Source organism: Micromonospora sp. NPDC020750 (genome assembly GCF_044334565.1).
Lineage (GTDB): Bacteria > Actinomycetota > Actinomycetes > Mycobacteriales > Micromonosporaceae > Micromonospora.
In genome coordinates this window covers 420062-440987 of record NZ_JBIRTH010000006.1, presented here as the reverse complement: position 1 = coordinate 440987, position 20926 = coordinate 420062, and the positions used below count along the sequence as shown (strand labels likewise).

The 20926-nt window shown below is 73.0% G+C and carries 16 protein-coding genes; 9 read left to right on the top strand and 7 right to left on the bottom strand.

All coding sequences use genetic code 11. The features are described from left to right. Positions 1-69: 69 nt before the first annotated feature. Positions 70-1251: a glycosyltransferase family 4 protein gene (locus tag ACH4T9_RS21290; protein WP_396673417.1), complete on the top strand. Its 1182-nt coding sequence runs from the start codon at positions 70-72 to the stop codon at positions 1249-1251. Positions 1252-1306: 55 nt separating this feature from the next. On the opposite strand, the gene ACH4T9_RS21285 is transcribed toward ACH4T9_RS21290, so the two are convergent. From ACH4T9_RS21285 to ACH4T9_RS21275, 3 genes are read right to left on the bottom strand one after another with little or no spacing between them, the layout of a single operon-like run. Continuing rightward, positions 1307-3112: a hypothetical protein gene (locus ACH4T9_RS21285; protein WP_396673416.1), complete on the bottom strand. Its 1806-nt coding sequence runs from the start codon at positions 3110-3112 to the stop codon at positions 1307-1309. A 3-nt stretch (positions 3113-3115) separates the two neighbouring features. Continuing rightward, the gene (locus ACH4T9_RS21280) at positions 3116-4993 is read right to left on the bottom strand and encodes a hypothetical protein (RefSeq protein ID WP_396673415.1); all 1878 of its coding nucleotides are present in this window, start codon (positions 4991-4993) and stop codon (positions 3116-3118) included. Continuing rightward, positions 4990-5751: an FkbM family methyltransferase gene (locus tag ACH4T9_RS21275; RefSeq protein ID WP_396673414.1), complete on the bottom strand. Its 762-nt coding sequence runs from the start codon at positions 5749-5751 to the stop codon at positions 4990-4992. The genes ACH4T9_RS21280 and ACH4T9_RS21275 overlap by 4 nt, the downstream gene beginning before the upstream one ends. Before the next feature lie 113 nt (positions 5752-5864). Between ACH4T9_RS21275 and ACH4T9_RS21270 the strand changes: the two genes are divergently transcribed. The 5 genes from ACH4T9_RS21270 to ACH4T9_RS21250 all read left to right on the top strand — a co-directional run bounded on the left by ACH4T9_RS21270 (position 5865) and on the right by ACH4T9_RS21250 (position 11647). Further along, complete coding sequence (locus ACH4T9_RS21270) at positions 5865-7073, top strand: nucleotide sugar dehydrogenase (RefSeq protein ID WP_396673413.1); 1209 nt, start codon at positions 5865-5867, stop codon at positions 7071-7073. Then, complete coding sequence (locus tag ACH4T9_RS21265; RefSeq protein ID WP_396673411.1) at positions 7070-7879, top strand: glycosyltransferase family 2 protein; 810 nt, start codon at positions 7070-7072, stop codon at positions 7877-7879. Before ACH4T9_RS21270 ends, ACH4T9_RS21265 begins: the two co-directional genes overlap by 4 nt. Positions 7880-7890: 11 nt before the next feature. After that, complete coding sequence (locus ACH4T9_RS21260; protein ID WP_396673410.1) at positions 7891-8916, top strand: NAD-dependent epimerase/dehydratase family protein; 1026 nt, start codon at positions 7891-7893, stop codon at positions 8914-8916. 73 nt (positions 8917-8989) lie between these two features. Next, positions 8990-10144, top strand: a complete 1155-nt coding sequence (locus tag ACH4T9_RS21255; protein WP_396673445.1) for a polysaccharide biosynthesis protein — start codon at positions 8990-8992, stop codon at positions 10142-10144. 246 nt (positions 10145-10390) lie between these two features. Then, complete coding sequence (locus ACH4T9_RS21250; RefSeq protein WP_396673409.1) at positions 10391-11647, top strand: PP2C family protein-serine/threonine phosphatase; 1257 nt, start codon at positions 10391-10393, stop codon at positions 11645-11647. Here the strand turns inward: ACH4T9_RS21250 and ACH4T9_RS21245 are convergent, their stop codons facing one another. Then, positions 11648-12013, bottom strand: a complete 366-nt coding sequence (locus ACH4T9_RS21245) for an STAS domain-containing protein (RefSeq protein ID WP_161688125.1) — start codon at positions 12011-12013, stop codon at positions 11648-11650. A gap of 212 nt (positions 12014-12225) precedes the next feature. Here ACH4T9_RS21245 and ACH4T9_RS21240 point away from each other — a divergent pair, with 212 nt between their 5' ends. Next, positions 12226-12612: an ATP-binding protein gene (locus ACH4T9_RS21240; protein WP_396673408.1), complete on the top strand. Its 387-nt coding sequence runs from the start codon at positions 12226-12228 to the stop codon at positions 12610-12612. Between the two features lie 88 nt (positions 12613-12700). Here ACH4T9_RS21240 and ACH4T9_RS21235 read toward each other — a convergent pair whose 3' ends face one another. Continuing rightward, complete coding sequence (locus ACH4T9_RS21235; RefSeq protein ID WP_396673407.1) at positions 12701-13531, bottom strand: arginase family protein; 831 nt, start codon at positions 13529-13531, stop codon at positions 12701-12703. A gap of 94 nt (positions 13532-13625) precedes the next feature. On the opposite strand from ACH4T9_RS21235, the gene ACH4T9_RS21230 reads away from it, so the two are divergent. Beyond that, positions 13626-14192, top strand: coding sequence for an Lrp/AsnC family transcriptional regulator (locus ACH4T9_RS21230; RefSeq protein WP_396673406.1), 567 nt, complete (start codon positions 13626-13628; stop codon positions 14190-14192). Here ACH4T9_RS21230 and ACH4T9_RS21225 read toward each other — a convergent pair. Further along, positions 14140-18762, bottom strand: coding sequence for an ATP-dependent helicase (locus ACH4T9_RS21225; RefSeq protein WP_396673405.1), 4623 nt, complete (start codon positions 18760-18762; stop codon positions 14140-14142). The genes ACH4T9_RS21230 and ACH4T9_RS21225 overlap by 53 nt on opposite strands. 198 nt (positions 18763-18960) lie before the next feature. Between ACH4T9_RS21225 and ACH4T9_RS21220 the strand changes: the two genes are divergently transcribed. Beyond that, a complete protein-coding gene (locus ACH4T9_RS21220) occupies positions 18961-19374 on the top strand; it encodes a hypothetical protein (protein WP_396673404.1) in 414 nt (137 codons plus the stop codon). A gap of 15 nt (positions 19375-19389) precedes the next feature. On the opposite strand, the gene ACH4T9_RS21215 is transcribed toward ACH4T9_RS21220, so the two are convergent. Next, complete coding sequence (locus ACH4T9_RS21215; RefSeq protein ID WP_396673444.1) at positions 19390-20295, bottom strand: aminoglycoside phosphotransferase family protein; 906 nt, start codon at positions 20293-20295, stop codon at positions 19390-19392. Positions 20296-20926: the final 631 nt, after the last annotated feature.

Below are 20926 nucleotides of genomic sequence, written 5' to 3'. Positions count from 1 at the left end.
ACTCTGCAGAGCGCCCTAGTGTGACGCAACCGCGAACCGTACTCGCAAGTAGGGGTGGATGAGTAGGCCATGACCCAAACCTCTGGTCCTCATGTCCACTTCCTCAGTTGGCGGGACACGCGGCATCCGGAGGGCGGCGGTTCGGAGGTCTTCCTCGAACGGGTCGCAGCCGAGTTGGTCGCGCGCGGTTACCGGGTGACCCTGTTCTGCCAGGCGCACGCCGACGGCCCCGCCCTGGAGACGATGCCCGACGGGTTCCGCATCCTGCGCCGCGGCGGCCGTCACACGGTCTACCTGTACGCGGCCCTGGTCTACCTGGCGGGCGCCTTCGGCATCGGTCCGCTCGCCCGCCGGCGGCTCGGCCGGCCGGACGTGATCGTCGACGTGTGCAACGGCATGCCGTTCCTCAGCCGGGTCTACGCCCGCCGCCCGGTCATCGCGCTGGTCCACCACGTGCACCGTGAGCAGTGGCCGGTGGTCTTCGGCCCGTGGATGGCCCGGATCGGCTGGTGGATCGAGTCGCGGCTGGCGGTCCGGGTCTACCGGACCTGCCGGTACGTCACGGTGTCCGAGTCGACGCGCAGCGAGCTCGCCGGGCTCGGCGTCGACCCGGGCCGCATCGCGGTCATCCACAACGGAACGCCGGCCGTCGTCGGCCCGCCGGTGCCGCGTACCGCCCACCCGAGCCTGGTGGTGCTCGGCCGGCTCGTCCCGCACAAGCGGGTGGAGCTGGCGCTGCGCGCCACCGCCCTGCTCGCCACGGAGTTGCCGGAGCTCGAGCTGGTGGTGGCCGGCCAGGGCTGGTGGGACGAGCCGTTGCGGCGGCTCGCCGCCGACCTCGACATCGCCGACCGCGTCCGGTTCACCGGGTTCGTCCCTGAGGAGCACAAGCACGACCTGCTGTGCCGCTCGTGGGTGTCGCTGGTGCCGTCGCTCAAGGAGGGCTGGGGGCTGACCATTGTGGAGGCCGGTGCCCGGGGCACCCCGTCCGTCGCGTTCCGCGCCGCCGGCGGGGTCGCCGAGGCGATGGCCGACGGGCAGACCGGCATGCTGGTCGACGACGAGTTCCAGTTCTTCCAGGCGGTCCGGGCGTTGCTGGTGGACGCGGACCGGCGCGCGGAGATGGGCACGGCTGCCGCGGCCTATGCGCGGCGCTTCACCTGGTCGGTGTCGGGGGCGGCGTTCGCCGACGTGGTCGCCGGGCAGTTGCCGGCGACCACGTCGCAGCTAGCGGATCAGCGGTTGCCGTAGACCTTGGTGACAGCGGTGTCGGTGCTCTCCTCGGCGACGTGGTCGGCGGACGGGCTCACCGCTCCGACCGTCGCGACGAGGCCGATGACGCCCAGCGCCGCGCCGAGGACGGCAGCGACGGCGAACGTGGCCAGCTTGGCCATGGTTCTACCTCCCCGGGTTCGTGAGTGCGCGGAATATACCACGATCTTTGTCCGCGTAGCAGTAGTGCCAGGAGGGCGAGAACCACGATCGCCGCGGCGACCAGGTGCGCGGCGGCCGCGGGCCACCGCCGGCCGGCGGCCGGCGGCGGGCCGGCGGCCGGGTTCTCCCACAGTTCAAGGTGCGGACCGGCGAAGGCCGGGCGCAGCCCGGCGAGGGCCGTCGCGGGCGGCTCGACGCCGGGTTCGCGCCGCAGGAGCACCCACCGGACCCCCAGCTCGGCGAGCGGGCCGTCCGCGTCGAGAACGGCACGGACCCGCGCCGCCCGTGGGTTCTCGCCGTCGACCGTCACGTCGCCGACCCGCAGCGCGTCGTTCATCAGCACCGGCGCGTCCAGGTAGCGCGGCGCGGGGTCACGCACCACAGTGTTCCGGGCCCAGCCGTAACGCTGGTAGCCCTCGAACGGCAGCGAGAGTACCTCGCCGGGCGTGGCGGCGACCCGCGCCGCCACCGCGTCCCAGTCGGCCGGGTAGCGCACCGGCCGGAGCTGCCCGGCGGCGCCGAAGGCCAGGTCGGGCAGGACCGCCACCGGCAGCAGCGCGGCCGCGACCAGCACGACCCGGCCCGCATCGGCGTCGAGGCGGCGAGCCAACCTGCCGGCGAGCACCTCGGCGCCGAGGGCCACCCCCAGGGCCAGCAGGACCGCGTACGGGATCAGGAACTTCTGGCCGTCGCGCAGCAGCCCGGCGCCCGGAACCGTGCCGATGAGCCGTTCCAGGACCGGCGCACCGGGCCCGGTGCCCGCCGCGGCGAGCAGGAACGCCCCGGCCGCGAGCAGCCCCAGCCGTCCGGCCCCGCCCGGCCACCGCCGGCGCAGTTCCCGCACACCCACCACGGCCACCGCGAGCAGCACCAGTGTCGCGGCCGGCACCAGCGGCGAGGACCGGCTGTCGGGAACGGTCTGGGCGTTCCAGATGCCGCCGGTGCCGGCCAGCGCGGTCCACGCGCCGCCCCAGTTCTCGGCCCGCGCGGCGAACGCGGCGACGCCTTCCGGGTCCGACCGGCCGTCGGCGGCACTCGTCGCGGCCGCGACCAGCCAGGGCGCGTTGATCGCGGTGAGCGCGCCGAGGGCGGCGGCGGTCGCCCGGCGCCAGCCCGCGAAGCCGCCGGGCAGCAGCACGGCCACCGTGCACAGCGCGATCAGGCCGCCGGTCGGGGTCACCGCGGCCGGCGCCGCCGCCAGCACCAGGCGGGGCAGCCCGCCGGGCCGGCCGGTGCGCACGTCCCGCACCGCGGCGACCAGCCAGGGCAGGGCCGCGTACGCCAGCAGGAGGCCCCACTGCCCGAGCAGCAGCCGCTCGGCGAGGTACGGCGTCCAGGCATAGGCGAACGCGCCGGCCACCCGGGTCAGCGTCCGCCCGGTCGGCATCAGCCGGGCCATGCCGAGCGCCGCCAGGTAGACGATCGCGACCAGCGTGATCCGCTGCACCAACCAGCCCGGCGCGACGAGGTTGGTGACCGACACCAGCGCGTCCAGCGGCACGGCGCGGGGCAGCGCGTCGGCCGGCGCGACCATCTCCCAGTTCAGCGGCTGACGGGGCACGAAGACCATGTCGTAGCGCAGCACGTAACCGGGCAGGACCAGCGGGGCGAGCACCACGGCGGTGATCGCCGCCGCGACGGCGTGCGGCGCGGCGTGCGGGATCAGCCGGTGGCGCACCGGCTACCCGACCGGCTGTGGCACCAGCGCGCCGATCTCGATCTCGTCGGTGCAGAGGGTGGCCGCCGGGTCGTCCACCGCGAGCTGGACCTCGTCGCCGCCACCAGGCACGAGCAGGAACATCGCGTTGAGCCCGCGGTGCACCTCGAACGGCACCAGCTCGCCGTCGCCGAGCCGGAACGTGGCGGTGGTGTCCCGGTCGCTGAGGTACCCGATCCGCACCACCTGCCAGTAGTCGACGACCGTCCCCCGGAGCGGGATCCGCGCCGTCCGGCCACCCGCGACCTGGTAGCCGCAGCCCGGTGCCGGCCCGGGCGCCGCCTTGACGCCCTTGACCCAGGCCGGGCGGACGTTGCCGGAGTCGTCGAAGACCCACAGCTTGCGGGCCCTGGTCACGAAGGTCGGTCCGTCGTCGAGCGGCGCGAAGAACCGCGACTGCATGTTCCACGGGTGGGACAACCCGGGGACCACGATCTCGGGCACCGGCTGGTCCATGAACACCGTTCCCGGCTCGGCGGTGGCCAGGCCGGCGCGGGCCGTGTTCAGGTAGTCGCGCCCGGCCTTGGACCGCCAGTCGGTGCCGAAGTCGACGCCGCTGTAGACGCTGCTGGCGATCAGCAGGACCAGGCCGGCGGCGAGCGCGGTGGCGAACTGCTGGGGGTGGCGGCGGACCGGCCCCGGCTCCGTGGCGTCGGCGGGCTCCGTGGCGTCGGCCGGCTCCGTCCGGCGCAGGCCGCAGAGCGCCACGCCGGCGCAGAGGGCCGCGACCAGCAGCACGTCGCCGAAGTAGCGCGGCACCAGGCCGGCCACGCCGCTGAACCCGGACCCGAGCCGGGTGGCGCCGATCAGCCCGGCGCCCAGTCCGGAGTAGAGCGCCAGCAGGATCCACGCCCGGACCGCCACCACGCGGCGCAGCCACACCGTGCAACCGATGAACGCTGCCACGATCGCCCACGAGACCCACTGGGCGGTCCGGGTCAGGGCGACGACGGCGGGGCCGTCCGAGGCGTCGAGCCAGGTCCACGGGCCGCCCACCAGGCCGGCGGGGAGGGACTGCCCGTAGAACTGCTGAAGGAACGCGCCCACCTCGCCCGCCGAGACCGGCGCGCGGAGCGTCGACGTCGACACCGACAGGTAGCCGGCCAGGTACACCACGGAGATCCCGCCGAGCACCAGCCAGGCGGGCCACCAGCGGCGGATCGTCGTCAGCACCGCCCGCAGCGGCCCGCCCGGTGCGTAGAGGCAGAGGGTCAGCAGGAAGACCGCCGCGACCACCAGCAGCGCCTTCTCGAAGAAGAGCAGGGCCACGACGACCGACGCGCCGAGCGCGACCAGGTGGCGGCGCCGGCGGGTACGGATGTAACGCACCTGGGCCCCGATGGCCACGATCATGGCCAGCTGCATCGGCAGCAGGTTGATCGCCACCGCCCACCACGCGCTGTCCTCCAGCGTCAGCGGGTTGAACACGAACAGGCAGAGCGGCACCAGCAACGCCCAGCCTGCCGGGAGCAGGAGGCGCAGCAGCCGGTAGAAGGCGACGCTGACGGCCACCTGACCGATCACCATGAGCGTGGCGTACGGCCAGTATTCGTACTCGGTCAGCCGGTGGGTGACCCAGGTGAGCAGCCGGGCGGCCGGCATGAAGTGGTTGTTGTAGAGCCCGAACAGGTGCCCCGGATCCAGGCCACCGGCGTCGGCTTGGCCGATGATCGGGAAGTCGTCGCTGGTGAGGTACCCACGCGTGGTGATCGATGCCCGCCAGAGCACGCTCGCGGTGATCAGCACGACGGCGGCGAGGTGGATCGGGTCGATGGGCCTGGCGGCCGTGGTGTCCGGCGAGGCCGTGGTGCCCTGTTCGGCCGTGCTGCCAGGCTTCGTCATCGGGGCGGCTCCTCGCGTCGGAACAGAACCATGTTGACGTAGCGGGGCCGTGGGTCGACGACCCGTCGGGCGAAGCTCTGCGCCACCCGGCCGACCGCCGCCCGCTGGTGCGCGACCAGGTCGAAGCCGGCCAGCGGCACCCAGCGGTCGTCCGGCATGACGTGCGGCCGGTAGCCCCACCCGTCGAGCAGCGCGAGCACCGGGTCGATCGGCTGGATCCGCTCCTCCAGCTCGATGAGCAGAAGCGGGCCGTCCCGCCGGATGGTGCGCTCGGCGCCGCGTAGCGCCGGCAGCTCGTGGCCCTCGACATCGAGCTTGACGAACCGCACGTCGGTGAGCCCGAGACCGTCCACTGTGATCCGGTCGACGGTGACCGACGGGCCGTCGCCACGCTCCACGGACGAGGTGCCGATACCGGGACCACCGGCGGGAACGAACAGCTCCGCCTTACCCGGCCGGTCGGAGGCCACCGCCTCGACGACCCGCACGTCCGGGTAGGCGGCGGCCACGCACCGCGCCAGCTCGGCGGCCGGCTCCACCGCCACGACCCGGTCGGCCAGCCGCCGCAGGCCGCGGGTCCACGGCCCGTACCAGGCGCCGATGTCCACAGCGGTGCCGCCGCGCGGCGCGTAGGAGGGCAGCCGGGCGAGTTCCGGTTCGACCCGCGGATAGGCGAGCCGAACGGCGGCCCCGACGGCGCGGGCCGGCAGCCTGGCGGCGAACCGCGAGCTCAGTTCCGTGGACAGCGTGCTGGCCATGGTGTGGAACCTTAGTCCCTTACCTACGGATGGGTAGACCCGAGGTTTCCTCGCCAGTAACCTGCACTGGCCGGCGGGCGATTTCCGTGCCGGGCCGGCGGGAGGATGCGGCGATGACACAGGCGGACGGTGCGGCGGCGGTCGATGTGTGCGTCGTGGGCGGCTGCGGCCGGGTCGGCCTGCCGTTGGGCATCGCGCTGGCCTCCCGTGGCCTGAGCGTCGTGTTGTACGACATCGACGCCGCCGCGGTCGACCGGGTCAACTCCGGTTCGCTGCCCTTCGCCGAGGAGGGCGCCGCGGAGCCGCTGACCGAAGCGCTGGCCGCCGGCCGGCTGCGCGCGAGCACCGAGGCGACGAGCGTCGGTCTGGCCGACACCCTGGTCGTGGTCGTCGGCACCCCGGTCGACGAACACCTCAACCCCGACCTCAGCGCGGTGCCCCGGGCGCTGGAACGCTGCGCCGAGCACCTGCACGACGGGCAGCTGGTGGTCCTGCGCAGCACGGTCTACCCGGGCGTGACGGCGCTGACCGAGAAGCTGCTGGCGAGCAGGGGCCTCACGGTCGACGTGGCGTTCTGCCCGGAGCGGATCGCCGAGGGCCGGGCGATGACCGAGCTGTTCACCCTGCCGCAGATCGTCGCGGCCCGGACGCCGCGGGCCATGGAACGGGCGGAGCTGCTCTTCCGCCGGCTCACCGACTCGATCGTCGCGTTGGAGCCGGAGGAGGCCGAGCTCGCGAAGCTGTTCACCAACACCTGGCGGTACGTGAAGTTCGCGACCGCCAACCAGTTCTGGATGATGGCCAACGACTTCGGCCTCGACTTCGCCCGCATCCGGCACGCCGTCGCGTTCGACTACCCGCGCGCGGCCGACCTGCCGATGCCCGGCTTCGCCGCCGGGCCGTGCCTGCTCAAGGACACCATGCAACTGGCCGCGTTCAACCGGAACAACTTCGTGCTCGGCCACTCGGCGATGTTGATCAATGAGGGCCTGCCGCTGTACCTGGTCTCCCGGCTGGAGGACCGGTTCGACCTGGCCACGATGACCGTCGGCATCCTGGGCATGGCGTTCAAGGGCGGCAGCGACGACTCCCGCAGCAGCCTGGCGTACAAGCTGCGCAAGATCCTCAGGCTCAAGGCGGGGGAGACCCTGTGCACCGACCCGTACGTGGTCGACGACGACCGGATCCTCCCGCTCGACGAGGTGCTCAGGCGGGCCGACCTGCTGGTGATCGCCGCACCGCATGCCGACTACGCCGACCTCGACACCGACCAGCCGCTGATTGACATGTGGGGCCTGACCGGACGGGGCGTGCGGGTATGACACCCCGGGTCACGGTGGTCATCCCGGTCTACAACGAGGGCGCGGACGTCGTCCGCTGCCTCGACCGCATCCTGTGTGAGGTGCTGCTGCCGGCCGAGGTGCTCATCGTGCACGACATGCCGGAGGACACCACCGTCCCGTACGCCCGGGAGGTCGCCCGCCGCGACCCGCGGGTCCGCCCGGTGCTCAACACGTACGGGCCCGGGCCGGCCAACGCGATCCGGTTCGGCATCGACGCGGCGCGAGCGCCGGTCGCCGTGGTGACGATGGCCGACGGCTGTGACGACCCACGGCAGATCGACGACCTGGCCCGGCTCGTCGACCGTGGTGTGGTGGTCGCCGCCGCGTCCCGCTACATGCCCGGTGGGCAGCAGGTCGGCGGGCCGCGATTCAAGCGGATGGCCTCCCGGTGGGCCGGGCGCACCCTGTGGCTGCTGGCGAGGGTCGGCACCCGCGACGCGACCAACAGCTTCAAGGCGTACGACACCGACTTCGTCCGCGAGGTCGGCATCGAGTCCCGGACCGGGTTCGAAATCGGCATCGAGCTGACCGCGAAGGCGACCCGGCTGCGCCGCCCGGTCGCCGAGATCCCGACGATCTGGCTGGATCGGCAGCTCGGCGAGTCGCATTTCGACGTGGGGCGGTTCCTGCCCAGCTATCTGCGCTGGTACTTTTTCGCGTTCGGCCGGCGGCTGACCGCGCAGCAGCTCGCCGCGCGGTGGGAGGCGCGGCGTCCGGCGCCGGCCACGCCTGCGCCGGCTGTGGCGACCGAAAACGTGGCGACCGACATCGACGTGGCGCGGTAGAGGAGATACGGATGGCGACGGTGCTGGTCACCGGCTCGGCGGGATTCATCGGCGGATACCTGGTGGAGGAGTTGCTCGGCCGTGGGCACGAGGTGGTGGGGCTCGACAACCACTCGAAGTACGGCCCGGTGGCGCACAGCTACGACGACCATCCCCGCTACCGGTTCGTCGAGGGCGACGCGCGCGACGCCGCGCTCCTCGCCGACCTGCTCGCCGGCTGCGACCACTTCGTCGCCGGCGCCGCGATGATCGGCGGCATCTCCTACTTCCACGCGTACGCGTACGACCTCCTCGCCACGAACGAGCGGATCATGGCGGCGTCCTGCGACGCGGCGATCGCGGCGCACCGGGCCGGCCGGCTGCGGAAGGTCACCTACGTCTCGTCGTCGATGGTGTACGAGTCGACCGACCGCTGGCCGAGCCGGGAGGGCGACGAGCGGCGGATCCCGCCGCCGCTGTCCTCGTACGGCTTCCAGAAGCTGGCGGTCGAGTACTACGCGCGGGCGGCCTGGGACCAGTACCGGCTGCCGTACACGATCGTGCGGCCGTTCAACTGTGTCGGGGTCGGCGAGGGGCGGGCGCTCGGCGAGGCGGAGGTGCTGTCCGGCAACGTCAAGCTGGCGATGTCGCATGTGGTCCCCGACCTGGTGCAGAAGATCGTCAAGGGTCAGGACCCGCTGCGCATCCTCGGCACCGGCGAGCAGGTGCGCCACTACACCTACGGCGGCGACCTGGCGCGCGGGATCGTGGTGGCGATGGAGCACGAGGCGGCGCGCAACGAGGACTTCAACCTCTCGACCGCCGACTCGACCACGGTGCTGGAGCTGGCCGAGCTGATCTGGCGCAAGATCAAGGGCCCTGACGTGCCGTTCCGGTACGTCAGCGACGAGCCGTTCGAGCACGACGTGACCAAGCGGGTGCCGGACGTCGCCAAGGCCCGCGAGGTGCTCGGCTTCACCGCGACGACCGGCCTCGACGCCATGCTCGACGAGGTGATCCCGTGGGTGACCCGGGCCGTGCACGACGGCCGCCTCTGAACCGCGCCGAGCCACCCTCCCTCCGGCGGCTGGTGCCGTGACCGTGACGACCTCCGCCCGGCGGCGGATCGGCATGTCCGGGGCGGCGGTGGCCGTGGCGGGCGCGCTGACCAACGGCCTCGGCTACCTCGTGCCCGTCCTCGGCGCCCGACAGCTCGGCCCCGGCGACCTGGGCGCGCTGGCCACCGTCCTCGCGATCGCGGCGATCGCCGGCGTTCCCGGGGTGGGCCTACAGATCGCGGTCGCGATCCACCGGGCCCGCACGCGCGGCGCGGCGAGCGGCCGGATCGGCTGGCTGACCGCAGCCGTCTGTGCCGGCGCCGTGGTCGTCCTGACGCCGGTCCTGAGCGCGCTGCTGGACCTTCCGCCGGCCGTGACGCTGCTGCTCGCGGTCTACACCGGCGCTGTCGTGGTGGCCGGCAGGTGGCTGGGCGAGTTGCAGGGTGACGAGCGCTTCCTGCGTCTGGCACTCGGCATGGCGGTGCTGGCCGTCGGCCGGTACGCCGGCCTGATCGCCGGCCTGCTGCTCGGTGCCGGCCTGACCGGGTCGGTCCTGGCGGGTACGGCCGTCACGCTGCTGATCCCGCCGGTCCTGGCCCACCTGGCCCGTTCGCGGGTCGACGCGTCGGGCGGCCACGGCATCACCGCCCGTCAGGTCCTCACCGCCTGCTCGGCGACGCTCGCGATGCTCGTCGTCTCGTACGCCGACCTGATCCTGGCCCGCCACCTGCTGCCGGCGGACGCCTCGGGCGGGTACGCGGTCGGGACCGTGCTCACCAAGGGGGCGCTGTGGGCGCCGCAGGTGGTCACGGTGCTGGCGCTCCCGCGCCTGGCGCAGGGCAACCGACGGGCGCTCATGATCGCCCTCGGGCTGGTGGCCGGCTGCGGCGCGTCGCTGGTGGCGGCGTCGGCGCTCGCCGGTGGGCTCGCGTTCCGCCTGGCGGGCGGCGCCGACTACGTCGGCCTCGGTCGCTACGCGCCGGTCTTCGCCGCCACAGGTGCCCTGTACGCGCTGGTGTTCGTGCTGGTCAATGCCCAGGTGGCGGCGGGCGCGCGGTGGCCGTCGGCGCCGCTGTGGGCGGCGACGGGCGGCCTGATCGTGGTCACCGAGTGGGTGGTGCCGCACACCTTCACGGCGATCCTGTGGTGCGCGGTCGGCACGGCCGCGGTGGCGCTCGCGCTCACCGCGCTCGCGACCCGCCGGGGAGGCGCGCAGCCGGTGCCGTGACCGGCGCCCACCGCGCCGATGACATGCCGCTGTCCGTGGTCAGGGTTGGCCGTTCGCCGTGCACGGGGCATGCCTGCGTGCCACCTCGCCGGGTCGCACAGGGCGAGTCGTCAGCCGAGAGGCGGGCCGTATCATGAGGGCGGACCCATCCACAGGCCCTGGCTTTGGACCTGGTCGGGGCTGTCGACGCTGCGGTGACGATCCTCGTGCTCGGCGATGACAGGCAGGGTCTCGTAGGCTCCGAGAGTGGAAAGCAGCCGGGGGCGGATCATGGCCCATATGTTGGATGCGGCGGAGAACGCCTCGCCGGTCGAGGCGGTCGAGGCGGTCACCCGGGAACTCGGTGTGGCGCTGCGGGCACGTAGCGTCGCGTTCCTGATCGCGGACCTCAGCGGCCGGGCGCTGGTCCGGTTGGCCCACGTGCCGCTCGACGATGCCGGTGGGAGCCGCCGGGACGGTGATGAGGTCGCCACGGTGATGCCGTTCGACGGCGGCCCCGTCGAGCAGGCGCTACGCACCCAGACGGTGCAGGTTGTCGCCCAGCCTGACGGGTGGACGGTGTTGACCCCCGTGACCGACCGCGGTGAGGCGATCGGCCTGCTCGAGATGATCCTGCCGGCCGAGCCCGCTCCGCAGGCGCTGGAGGAGATCGCCCGCACGGCGCACGTGCTGGCGTACGTGGTGATTGCCAACCGGCGGTACACCGACCTTTTCGAGTGGGGGCAACGCACGACCCCCTTCACCCTGTCCGGGGAGATCCAGCGCCGCCTGCTGCCCGGCTCGTTCACGTGTGAGGGCAGTGCGTTCACCCTGTCCGGCTGGCTGGAACCCGCCGCCAGCATCGGCGGGGACACCTTCGACTACAGCCTTGCCCGGGACGTGCTGCACTTCAGCGTCACCGACGCGATGGGCCACGGGGTGGCCAGCGCGCTGACGGCCACCCTGGGCGTGGGCAGCCTGCGCAACAGCCGCCGCCGTGGGGTTGGTCTGGTGGAACAGGCCGACGCCGCGAATACCGACGTGGCCGCACACGCCGGTGTGCCCGGCAGTTACATGACCGCGGTCCTCGGCCGTCTCGACCTGCGCACCGGGGTGTGCGTGCTGCTCAACGCGGGGCACGTGCCGCCGCTGCTGGTACGCGACGGGGACACCCGGACGCTGTCGCTACCGGCGAACTTCCCCCTGGGCATGTTCGCCGAGGCCGATTACCGCGCCGGCGAGATCACGCTGCGACCCGGCGACCGTCTGGTAGTGGTCACCGATGGCATGCGGGAGCGCAACGCCGCCAACCTGGATCTACCGACCATGTTGCGGTCGATCACCGGTCTGCATCCGCGCGAGGCCGTCCGGGCGTTGGCCGATGCGGTGCTCGAGGTCAGCGGACCGGCTCTGGCCGATGATGCCACCCTGTTCATCCTCGACTGGCACAGCGGGCACAGCCAGGACCGGCGTACCAGATCCGGTGCCGACCAGGCGCGGGCCAGCACCGCGCTGCCCGACTGACTACCGGCCTGTCGCGTCGTCCGTGGACGGCACGCCGGCTTCAGCCGCCTGCACACTGTCATAGACCTGGATAGCTCGATTCACCGACGTGACCGTCAGGACGCTGTGCACGGCGGGCTGCGCCGCGGCGAGGCACAACCGACCATCGAGGTCACGCAGCGCCTTGAACATCATCACCAGCGCGCCCAGCCCGCTTGAGTCCATGAACCCGACCCCGGCCAGATCCACCACCACCTGGCGGTCACCGGCGTCAACCAACCGTTGCAGACTCTCGCGCAACTGCGGGGACGTCGCCATGTCCAGCTCGCCGCCCACCTCGAGCACGGTGCAACCCCGGCCCGGCCGGACCGACAACAGCAGACTCACAACGACCTCCCACGCCGATGATCCTCGCTTACCCTATCCGCCAGCGGGCGAACCGCCGCCTGGCCGACGTACGTCGAACCGACACCCTGACCGTTTCACCTCGGCAGCCCCGGGTAGTGGTGATCGCAGCCGGAGCATCCCGCCTTAGGGTGTGACGCAGTGGTCCGGCGGGTCACGCACGGGCCGGGAGGAGCTACACAATGCGGTTGAGTATGGCGCTGTCACTCCCGCGTCAACCGTCCTCGGTGACCTGTGCCCGCCATGTGCTCGCCACCCTGCTGAGCCTCACCGACGCCGCCGAGGACTCTCGTGGCCACCTCGCCGTGCTGATCACCGAGGCATGCGCCAACGCGGTGCTACACGCCGATCCCGACAGCGCCATGGACATCGCCATCGTCATCGAAGACGACGTGTGCCTGCTCAAGGTCGGCAACCGCGGCAGTACCCCCGATGGCGCCGGACTCGACGCTGAGCTCCCCGCCCCACTCACCGTCGGCGGCCGCGGACTGCCCCTGATCGCCGCACTCTCCGACACGGCCGCCTTCGTCGCCGGGCCACCGGACCAGGTGCTGCTACGCATCACCAAAAACCTCGGTTGATGTACGAAAGCCGCGTCACCACCCTTCGTAGCTCCCCTCCCGGGACGCGGCGGGTGGCTCTGGGCGGATCTCGTGGTGGGTCAGGGCGTCAGCCCATGGGAAGTAGCGGCTGAAGGGCGTCCAGCAGCGGACCGGGGTGGATCGGGACGCCATTGGAGTCTTCCCCGGCCTCGAACTCGCCGATTTCCAGCCCGACGACGTCGAACTCGCTCATGGCGAGCGCGGCGGATCTGAGGTCGCTGAGTGTGAGGCCGCCGGGGACGAGGTAGTCGGTGGGCACTGTGCCGGGCTCGAGGACGTCGCAATCGATGTGCACGTAGACCGGCCGGCCGGCGATCGCGGCCCTCAGCCTCTCCGCCAGGTCTGGGCCTACCCCGACCAGCGTGATCACGCCGTCATCGATCAAGGGCTGTTCGGCTGGGTCGATGTCGCGTACCCCACAGAGGATCGCGTTTTCTGGTTTCAGCCCCTGTCCCAGACCGGAGTCCCACATTCCGAGCGGGCCACTGAGGGCGAGGCCTCCGAGGTAGCCGGTGGTGGTGCTCCGGGGGGTGTTGAGGTCTGCGTGCGCGTCGAACCAGACGACCACCGCATCCGGGCGGTGCCTGGCGACGACCGGGAGCGTGGCCAGGGCGACCGCGCAGCGGCTCAGCGCTGTGACGGGAAGAGCGCCGTCGCGGAACAGCTCGTCGAAGTGCGCTGACATGGCGTGGAGCGCTGGTCGGGCCGCGGCCAGTTCCTCGTCCCAGTTCGCGCACAGTGCGGGCTGGGGCGACCCGATGACGACCGGCGCCGACCCCAGGCGAGCTGCGAGTTCGGCGGCGATCATGCCCGATCCCTGCATGGCGTGGTCATTGTGGTCGCCGGCGCGGGCCGCGAAGTGGGTGATCGCCGGTCCCGAGGTGTTGGAGGCGGACACGGGTTCTCGCTTTCACAAGAGCGGGCAGTGACGACCTGACCCTAGGAACAGTCGAAGTGGTGACACAATGAGCAAGTAGCACGCAATCTGCTGCATGTTCCAGCAGATTGCCCAGAGGGGGAGGACGATCTGCATGCTGGATGATCTCGATCACCGACTGATCTCAGAGTTGCGTCACGACAGCCGCACTCCGGTCGCTGTCCTGGCCCGGGTCCTCGGTGTGAACCGGTCGACGGTGACAACGAGAATCGAGCGGCTCCGCGACTCCGGGGTGATCGAGGCGTTCACGGTTCGGCTGAGCAACGACGTCGACCGGGACGCCATCCGGGGCGTCACGATGGTCAGGATCGAACCGAACCGTGGCCAGGACGTAGTGCGGGCGGTGCGGGGCTACCCCGAGGTCGAGACGCTGTTCTCCACGATCGGGGCCTGGGACCTGGTCCTACACTTGCGCGCCGCCTCCCTGTCGGAGTTGGATCTCGCACTGGAGAGAATCCGTGGACTCGCGGGGGTCCTGGACACGCAGACGAGCCTGCTGTTCAACTCGCTGACGGGTGGCGGTTCAGCCGCTGGAGCAGACCGCCCGGCGGCGACCACCGCGGGCGTGGTCAGCCGCGTAGGCGCAGGCCGCGGGGAGTCGCCCGGAAGCCGGCGGCGGTGAGCGCGTCACGCAGCGGGGACGAGGAGATCGCCTCCCCGTCGGCCCGCTCCACCGAGATCGCGCCGAGCGCGCCGGAGTGCACCGCGTCGGCCAGGGCCTTGCCGGCCGCCGCGAGGGCGTCCGGGTCGTCGGCGAAGGAGAGGATCGTCCGGCCGCCGCGCTCGACGTAGAGCACCAGGTCGCCGCCGACCACCACGACCAGCGCGCCCGCCTTGCGGCCGGCCCGGTGCCCGGTGGCCGGGGCCGCCCCGTCGCCGGAGTCGACCACGCGCTCGGGCCAGGGCAGCGCCGCACCGTACGGGTTGGCCGGGTCGGTGGCGGCCAGCACCAGGGCGGGTTCGCCCCGGCCCCGGCCAGGCCCGGCCGGGTCGGCGAGGGCGCGGATCCGCTCCACCGCGCCGGGCACCGCGAACTGGGCCGCGCCCAGCCCTTCCACGAAGTACCCCCGTCGGGCCGCGCCGCGTTCCTCCAGCGCCGACAGCACCGGGTACACGGCGGCGAAGCCGCCGGTGACCTGCTCGGCGACGACCGCGCCCCGGGTCACCACGCCGTGCCGCTCCAGCAGCACGTCGGCCAGGGCGGCGGCCCGCCGGGTGGGGTCCAGGTCCCGTTCCGGCAGGCGGGACCAGCGGCCGGCGACGGTGGGCGGGCCGGTGCGGCTGGGCAGCGCGACCCGGCCGGGGCGGCGGTACCGGGTGCGCGGCGCGGTCGGCCGGGACCGGTGCGCCCCGCCGCCGCCGAGCGCCGCCCGCAGCGGGGCGAGGGTGTCGTTGGTGAGGTGCCCGGCCCACACCAGGTCCCAGAGCGCGGCGGTCAGTGCGGCGTCGTCGGTGGACTCCACCCGGTCGGACAGCGACCGGAAGAACAGCGCCTGCCCGTCGGCGAGCGCGTCCAGCACGGCGTCGTGCAGCGGGGTACGGGTCAACGCGTCGTCGGGCGGGGGGAACAGCAGCGGCGCGGAGTCGGCGTACGCCAGGGTGACCCAGCCGTCGCCGCCGGAGATCGCCCCGGCCCCGGCCCAGACCACCTCGCCGCTGGCGCACAGCTCGTCGAGCTGGGCGGGGGAGTAGTCGGCGACCCGGCAGGGCAGCACCAGGCGTTCCAGCGCGGACGCCGGCACCGCCGCGCCCTGCAACTGTTCGACGGCGGCGGCCAGCGCCTCCACCCCCCGCGCCGACGCCCCGACCTGCTGCCAGCGGGGCAGGAACGCGGCCAGGGCCCGGGGCGGCACCGGCTCGATCTCCCGGCGCAGCGCGGCCAGGGACCGGCGGCGCAGCAGCCGCAGCACCTCGGCGTCGCACCACTGGGTGCCCACGCTGTCGGGGGCGAACTCGCCGGACACCACCCGCCCGGTCGCGGCGAGCCGGCGCAGCGCCTGCTCCACCACGAACACCCCGAGCCCGAACCGGGCCGCGCAGGTGGCCGCGGCGAACGGGCCGTGGGTGCGGGCGTACCGGGCGACGAGGTCGCCGAGCGGGTCCGCCACCGGGGCGAGGTGCGCCTCGGCCACCCCGACCGGCAGCGCCACGCCCAGCGCGTCGCGCAGCCGGGCGGCGTCCTCGACGATCACCCAGCGGTCCTCGCCGGCGATGCGCAACCGCAGCACCCGGCGGGCCGCCGCCAGCTCGGTGAGCCAGTCGACCGGGGCGCCGCGTTCGGCCAGCTCCGCCTCGGACAGGTCGCCGAGGGTGCGCAGCAGCTCGACGGCGTCCTCGGCGTCGCGGGGGCGGCGCTGCTCGGTGCGCCAGCGCAACTGCCGCTCGGTCTCGGCGAGCACCGCCGGGTCGAGCAGTTCGCGCAGGTCGACCCGGCCGAGCAGCTCGCCGAGCAGCGCCGAGTCCAGCGCCAGGGCGGCGGCCCGCCGCTCGGCGAGGGGGGCGTCACCCTCGTAGAGGAACGCGCCGACGTACCCGAAAAGAAGCGACCGGGCGAACGGCGACGGCTGGGTCGTCTCCACCTCCACCAGGCGGACCCTGCGGGCGGCCAGGTCGCGCATCAGCCCGGCCAGCGCCGGCTGGTCGAAGACGTCCTGGAGGCACTCCCGGGCGGCCTCCAGGGTGACCGGGAAGTCGGCGTACTCGCGGGCCACGTCGAGGAGCTGTGCGGCGCGCTGGCGCTGCTGCCACAGCGGCTGCCGGCGGCGCGGGTCGCGGCGGGGCAGCAGCAGCGACCGGGCCGCGCACTCGCGGAACCGCGACGCGAACAGCGCGGACGTGCCGACCGACTCCTCGACGAGCTGGGTGATCTCGTCGGGCTCGAAGACCACCACGTCGGCCCCGGGCGGCTCCTCGGCGGTGTCCGGCAGCCGCACCACGATCCCGTCGTCCGACGGCATGACCTGGGCGTCGACGCCGTACCGCTCGGCCAGGCGGCGGCCGATCGCCAGCGCCCAGGGGCCGTTGACCCGGGCCCCGAGCACCGAGTGCACGGCGAGCCGCCAGTCGCCCAGCTCGTCGCGGAACCGCTCGACCAGCACCGTCCGGTCGTCCGGCAGGGACCGGGTGGCGGCCTGCTGCTCCCGCAGGTACGCCATCAGGTTGCCGGCGGCCCAGTCGTCCAGCCCTCCGGCGCGCAGCGCGGCCACGGCCGCCTCGTCGCCGTGGCGCATCAGGGCGCGCACCCGGGCGCCGATGGCCCGGCCCAGCTCCACGGGGCGGCCGAGCTGGTCGCCCTTCCAGAACGGCATCCGCGCGGCCTGGCCGGGGGCGGGCGACACCAGCACCCGGTCGGGGGTGATCTCCTCGATCCGCCACGAGGACGAGCCGAGCAGGAACACGTCGCCGATGCGCGACTCGTAGACCATCTCCTCGTCCAGCTCGCCCACCCGGGCGGCCCGCTCCGCGCCGGCGAGGAAGACCCCGAACAGGCCCCGGTCGGGGATGGTGCCGCCGCTGGTGACGGCGAGCCGCTGCGCGCCGGGCCGGCCGGTGAGCACGTCGGCGGCCCGGTCCCAGACCAGCCGGGGCCGCAGCTCCGCGAACGCGGTCGACGGGTACCGGCCGGAGAGCATGTCCAGCACGGCGTGCAGCGCGGAGTCGGGCAGCTCGGCGAAGGGCGCGGCCCGGCGGACCAGGACGGCCAGGTCGCCGACCCGCCACGGCTCAAGGGCGACCATCGCGACGATCTGCTGGGCCAGCACGTCGAGGGGGTTGCGCGGGTGGTGCAGCTCCTCGATCGCGCCGTCGGCCATCCGCCCGGCGACCACCGCACAGGACAGCAGGTCGCCCCGGTGCTTCGGAAAGACCACGCCCCGGGAGACCGCGCCGACCTGGTGCCCGGCCCGGCCGACGCGTTGCAGGCCGGCGGCGACGCTGGGCGGGGCCTCGATCTGCACCACCAGGTCGACCGCGCCCATGTCGATGCCCAGCTCCAGGCTGGAGGTGGCCACCACGGCGGGGAGCTGGCCGGACTTGAGCGCCTCCTCGATGTGCTTGCGCTCTTCCCGGGAGACACTGCCGTGGTGGGCGCGGGCGATCACCGGGGCCGCCCCGGCCGCCGCGCCGGACTGGGCCATCACCTCGGCCGGCGGCCGGCCCCCGGAACCGGTGGGGGCCGGTCCGGCGGGGGCGGCTCCGGCTGCGGTGGGTCCGGCGGGGGCGGCGGCCAGCTCCTCGGCGGCCAGCTCGTTGAGCCGGGCGCAGAGCCGCTCGGCGCTGCGCCGTGAGTTGGTGAAGACGATCGTCGAGCGGTGCGCCCGGACGAGGGAGAAGACCCGCTCCTCCACGGCCGGCCAGATCGAGGCCCGGCGCGGGCCGGGGCCGCCGAGGTCGTCGGCGGGCTGTTCCCGCTCGTCGAGGCGGGTCATGTCCTCCACCGGGACCTGGACGCTCACCTCGATGGTCTTGGCGCTGGGCGGCTGCACCACGTCGACCGGGCGGGCCCCGCCGAGGAACCGGGCGCAGGCGTCGACCGGCCGGACGGTGGCGGACAGGCCGATCCGCTGGGCGGGGGCGGGCAGCAGCTCGTCGAGGCGCTCCAGGGAGAGCGCGAGGTGTGCGCCGCGCTTGGTCCCGGCGACCGCGTGAACCTCGTCGACGATGACCGTCTGCACGCCGCGCAGCGAGTCCCGCGCGGCGGAGGTGAGCAGCAGGAACAGCGACTCGGGGGTGGTGATGAGGATGTCCGGTGGGGTGCGGGCGAAGGCCCGCCGCTCGTCGGCGGGGGTGTCCCCGGTGCGCATCCCCACGGTGATCTCCGGCGGGGCCACGCCCAGCCGGGTGGCGGCCTGCCGGATGCCGGCGAGGGGGGCGCGCAGGTTGCGTTCGACGTCGACGGCGAGCGCCTTGAGCGGGCTGACGTAGAGCACCCGGCAGCGCTGCCGGGCCTCGGCCGGTGGCGGTGACCCGGCGAGCCGGTCCAGCGACCAGAGGAACGCCGCGAGGGTCTTGCCGGAGCCGGTGGGCGCGACGACCAGGGCGTTTCGGCCCGCCGCCACGGAACGCCAGGCGCCGACCTGGGCGGCGGTGGGCGCGGCGAAGGCCGCGGCGAACCATTCCCGGGTCGCCGCCCCGAACCCCGCCAGCACCCGCGCCGCGTCCGCCGCGCGCGGCCCTGCCGTCACCTCCGCCATGCCCCCATCCTGCCCCGGAGGTGGGACATCCAGGCCGGCCCGGAGAGGCGGCCCACGCCCGACCAGTCCAGGTGGCTGCTTGACTGGGGCGAAATGCACGCAGAAAGCGCGTTTTCTTCCGTTAAGTCTTACTTAACTGCTTGCTTGTGTGCCGCAACCTAAAGTAACTTCACCACAACGCTAGGGTGAGGAGAGCGGATGGCTGTCGAGGAACGAGGTGCCGGGCTCGGTGCCGACGTGCTCATTCGCAAGGTCGACAGCCATCTTGCCGCACTCCGCGCCGGCCTGCACGGCCCCGAGCTGAAGCTGGCCGAGCAGCTCGCGAGCTGCCTGCGGGAGCTGGTCCGGCAGACCGCCCAGTCCAGCGCGGCCGACCGGGGGCAGGTCCGGGTCGCCGTGCACTACTTCGTCCTGCGCCGGGAGAGCCGTGGACGGCTGCTTCCCGTGCGGTCCCTGGCCGCCGCCCAGCGCGTGGTCAACAAGGTCGTGCTCCAGCTCGGCCGCCCCGAACTGCTGGTGGAGACCCGCCGCGACCCGTTGCTGGAGGACGGCCCCCGCCTGCGGTTCGAGACCCGCCCCGAGTCCCGACCGCACGATTGTGCGAACCGGTGAACTCTTCGGAGAGGCTCAGTGCGTGGCGGCGTCGGTGAGGATCGTTTCGAGCCTCGTCCGGCATTCGGTGACGAAGGCGGGCCAGGTGTTCCAGTAGTAGGAGATCCCGCTGATGCCAACGGCAATGGCCCATGCCCGAGCACGTGCCCAGGTGGGATCGTCGAGGTTCGCGGCGTTCCAGTAGGCCTGTCGCGCTGGATGCGGCAGGTCCCAGACAGCGGCGTGCTCGGCAGCGGGGAAGCCGACGGAGAGACCCCCAAAATCGATGACGGCGTGCAGCCGGCCCTTCGCTACCAGGAGGTTGGAGGGCCTGAGGTCCCCGTGGAGCCACACGTGCGGGCCCGACGGCTCAGGCAGCCTGATTGCGGCACGCCAAAGCTGTTCCAACGTTTCGACATCGAGTCCGGTGTCAATGGTGGTCCGGCATTCCTCGAAACGGGTGCTGATCCACTCGTCGCAGGCATTCAGGCTGCCTCCGCGGTACCAGCTCAGTCCCCCAGCGCGAGTTGCACCCATGAGGTCGATGTTGTGCAGCTCGTGGACGAACGTCGCCAGCTCGGTTCCGAAAGCGGCCCAGTCCCGGACGGTATTCGGCTCAACTTCGGCCCCGTCGATCCAGCGGTAGATCGACCAGGGCAACGGGAACTCGGGGGCTGGCGTGCCGGCGGCGACCGGCTCCGGGATCCGATACGTCAGAAGTGGCCCGAGCCGTGGGAGCCACGTCCGCTCCTTGTTCAGGGACCGAGCCTTGTCGGCTGTTCGCGGAAGCCGGACGAGTAGATCGTTTCCCAGCCGATACATGGTGTTGTCCGTGCCGGCACCTGCCGGCGACAGTGACAGCGAAGCCCAGTCGGGGTGCTGAATCTGCAGAAGTGACCTGACGACTTCCTCGTCGACCGGGATCTCGTTCTCGTGAAGCATCACGCCACAGATCCTTCCGTCGGAGGAGACACAAGACCAGCCAATTCTCGGCAGAGTCGTCTGGTCTCAGCCGTCTGAGCTGGGGTTGACGGCCGGGGCCCGCGGCAAAGTCGTGAGGGTCTCCGGCTTGGCGGGCCCCTGGGGATGCGCGCGTTTGCCGGCACCATCGGCCCCTGCCGGGTCGGCCCCTGCCGGGTCGGCTCTGCCGTCGGCCCTGCCGTCGGCCCTGCCGGGTCGGCCTGCCCTGCGTTGGTTCCTATGGAGCTGCCCCGTTTGTGCTGTCGGTGGAGCGGGAGCGTGGACGGGGCAGCTCCATAGGGGCCGAAGGGCAGGTCCCCGACCGGGTGGGGGCGTATTCGTCAGGCCGCCGCCCGACTGCCCGGTGAACGGGGCGGTATGGGGCGGTGCAGTGGCGACCTCACAGGGCATGTGCGGGAGAGGGGGACATGACTGAGGGCCGGTGAGACCGAGGCCCCGGCCAGGATCTCGGGTCACCCGCAAGGAGCGGAACGGGATCTCCGGATCGAGACCAGCAGTTCGACACACATACGTCGTTTTCGAGACCAGAGATGGCGGGTGGTCGCGGCATGAACACGACCACCCGCCTTCAGCTCTCAGTGGGCGAAGAAAT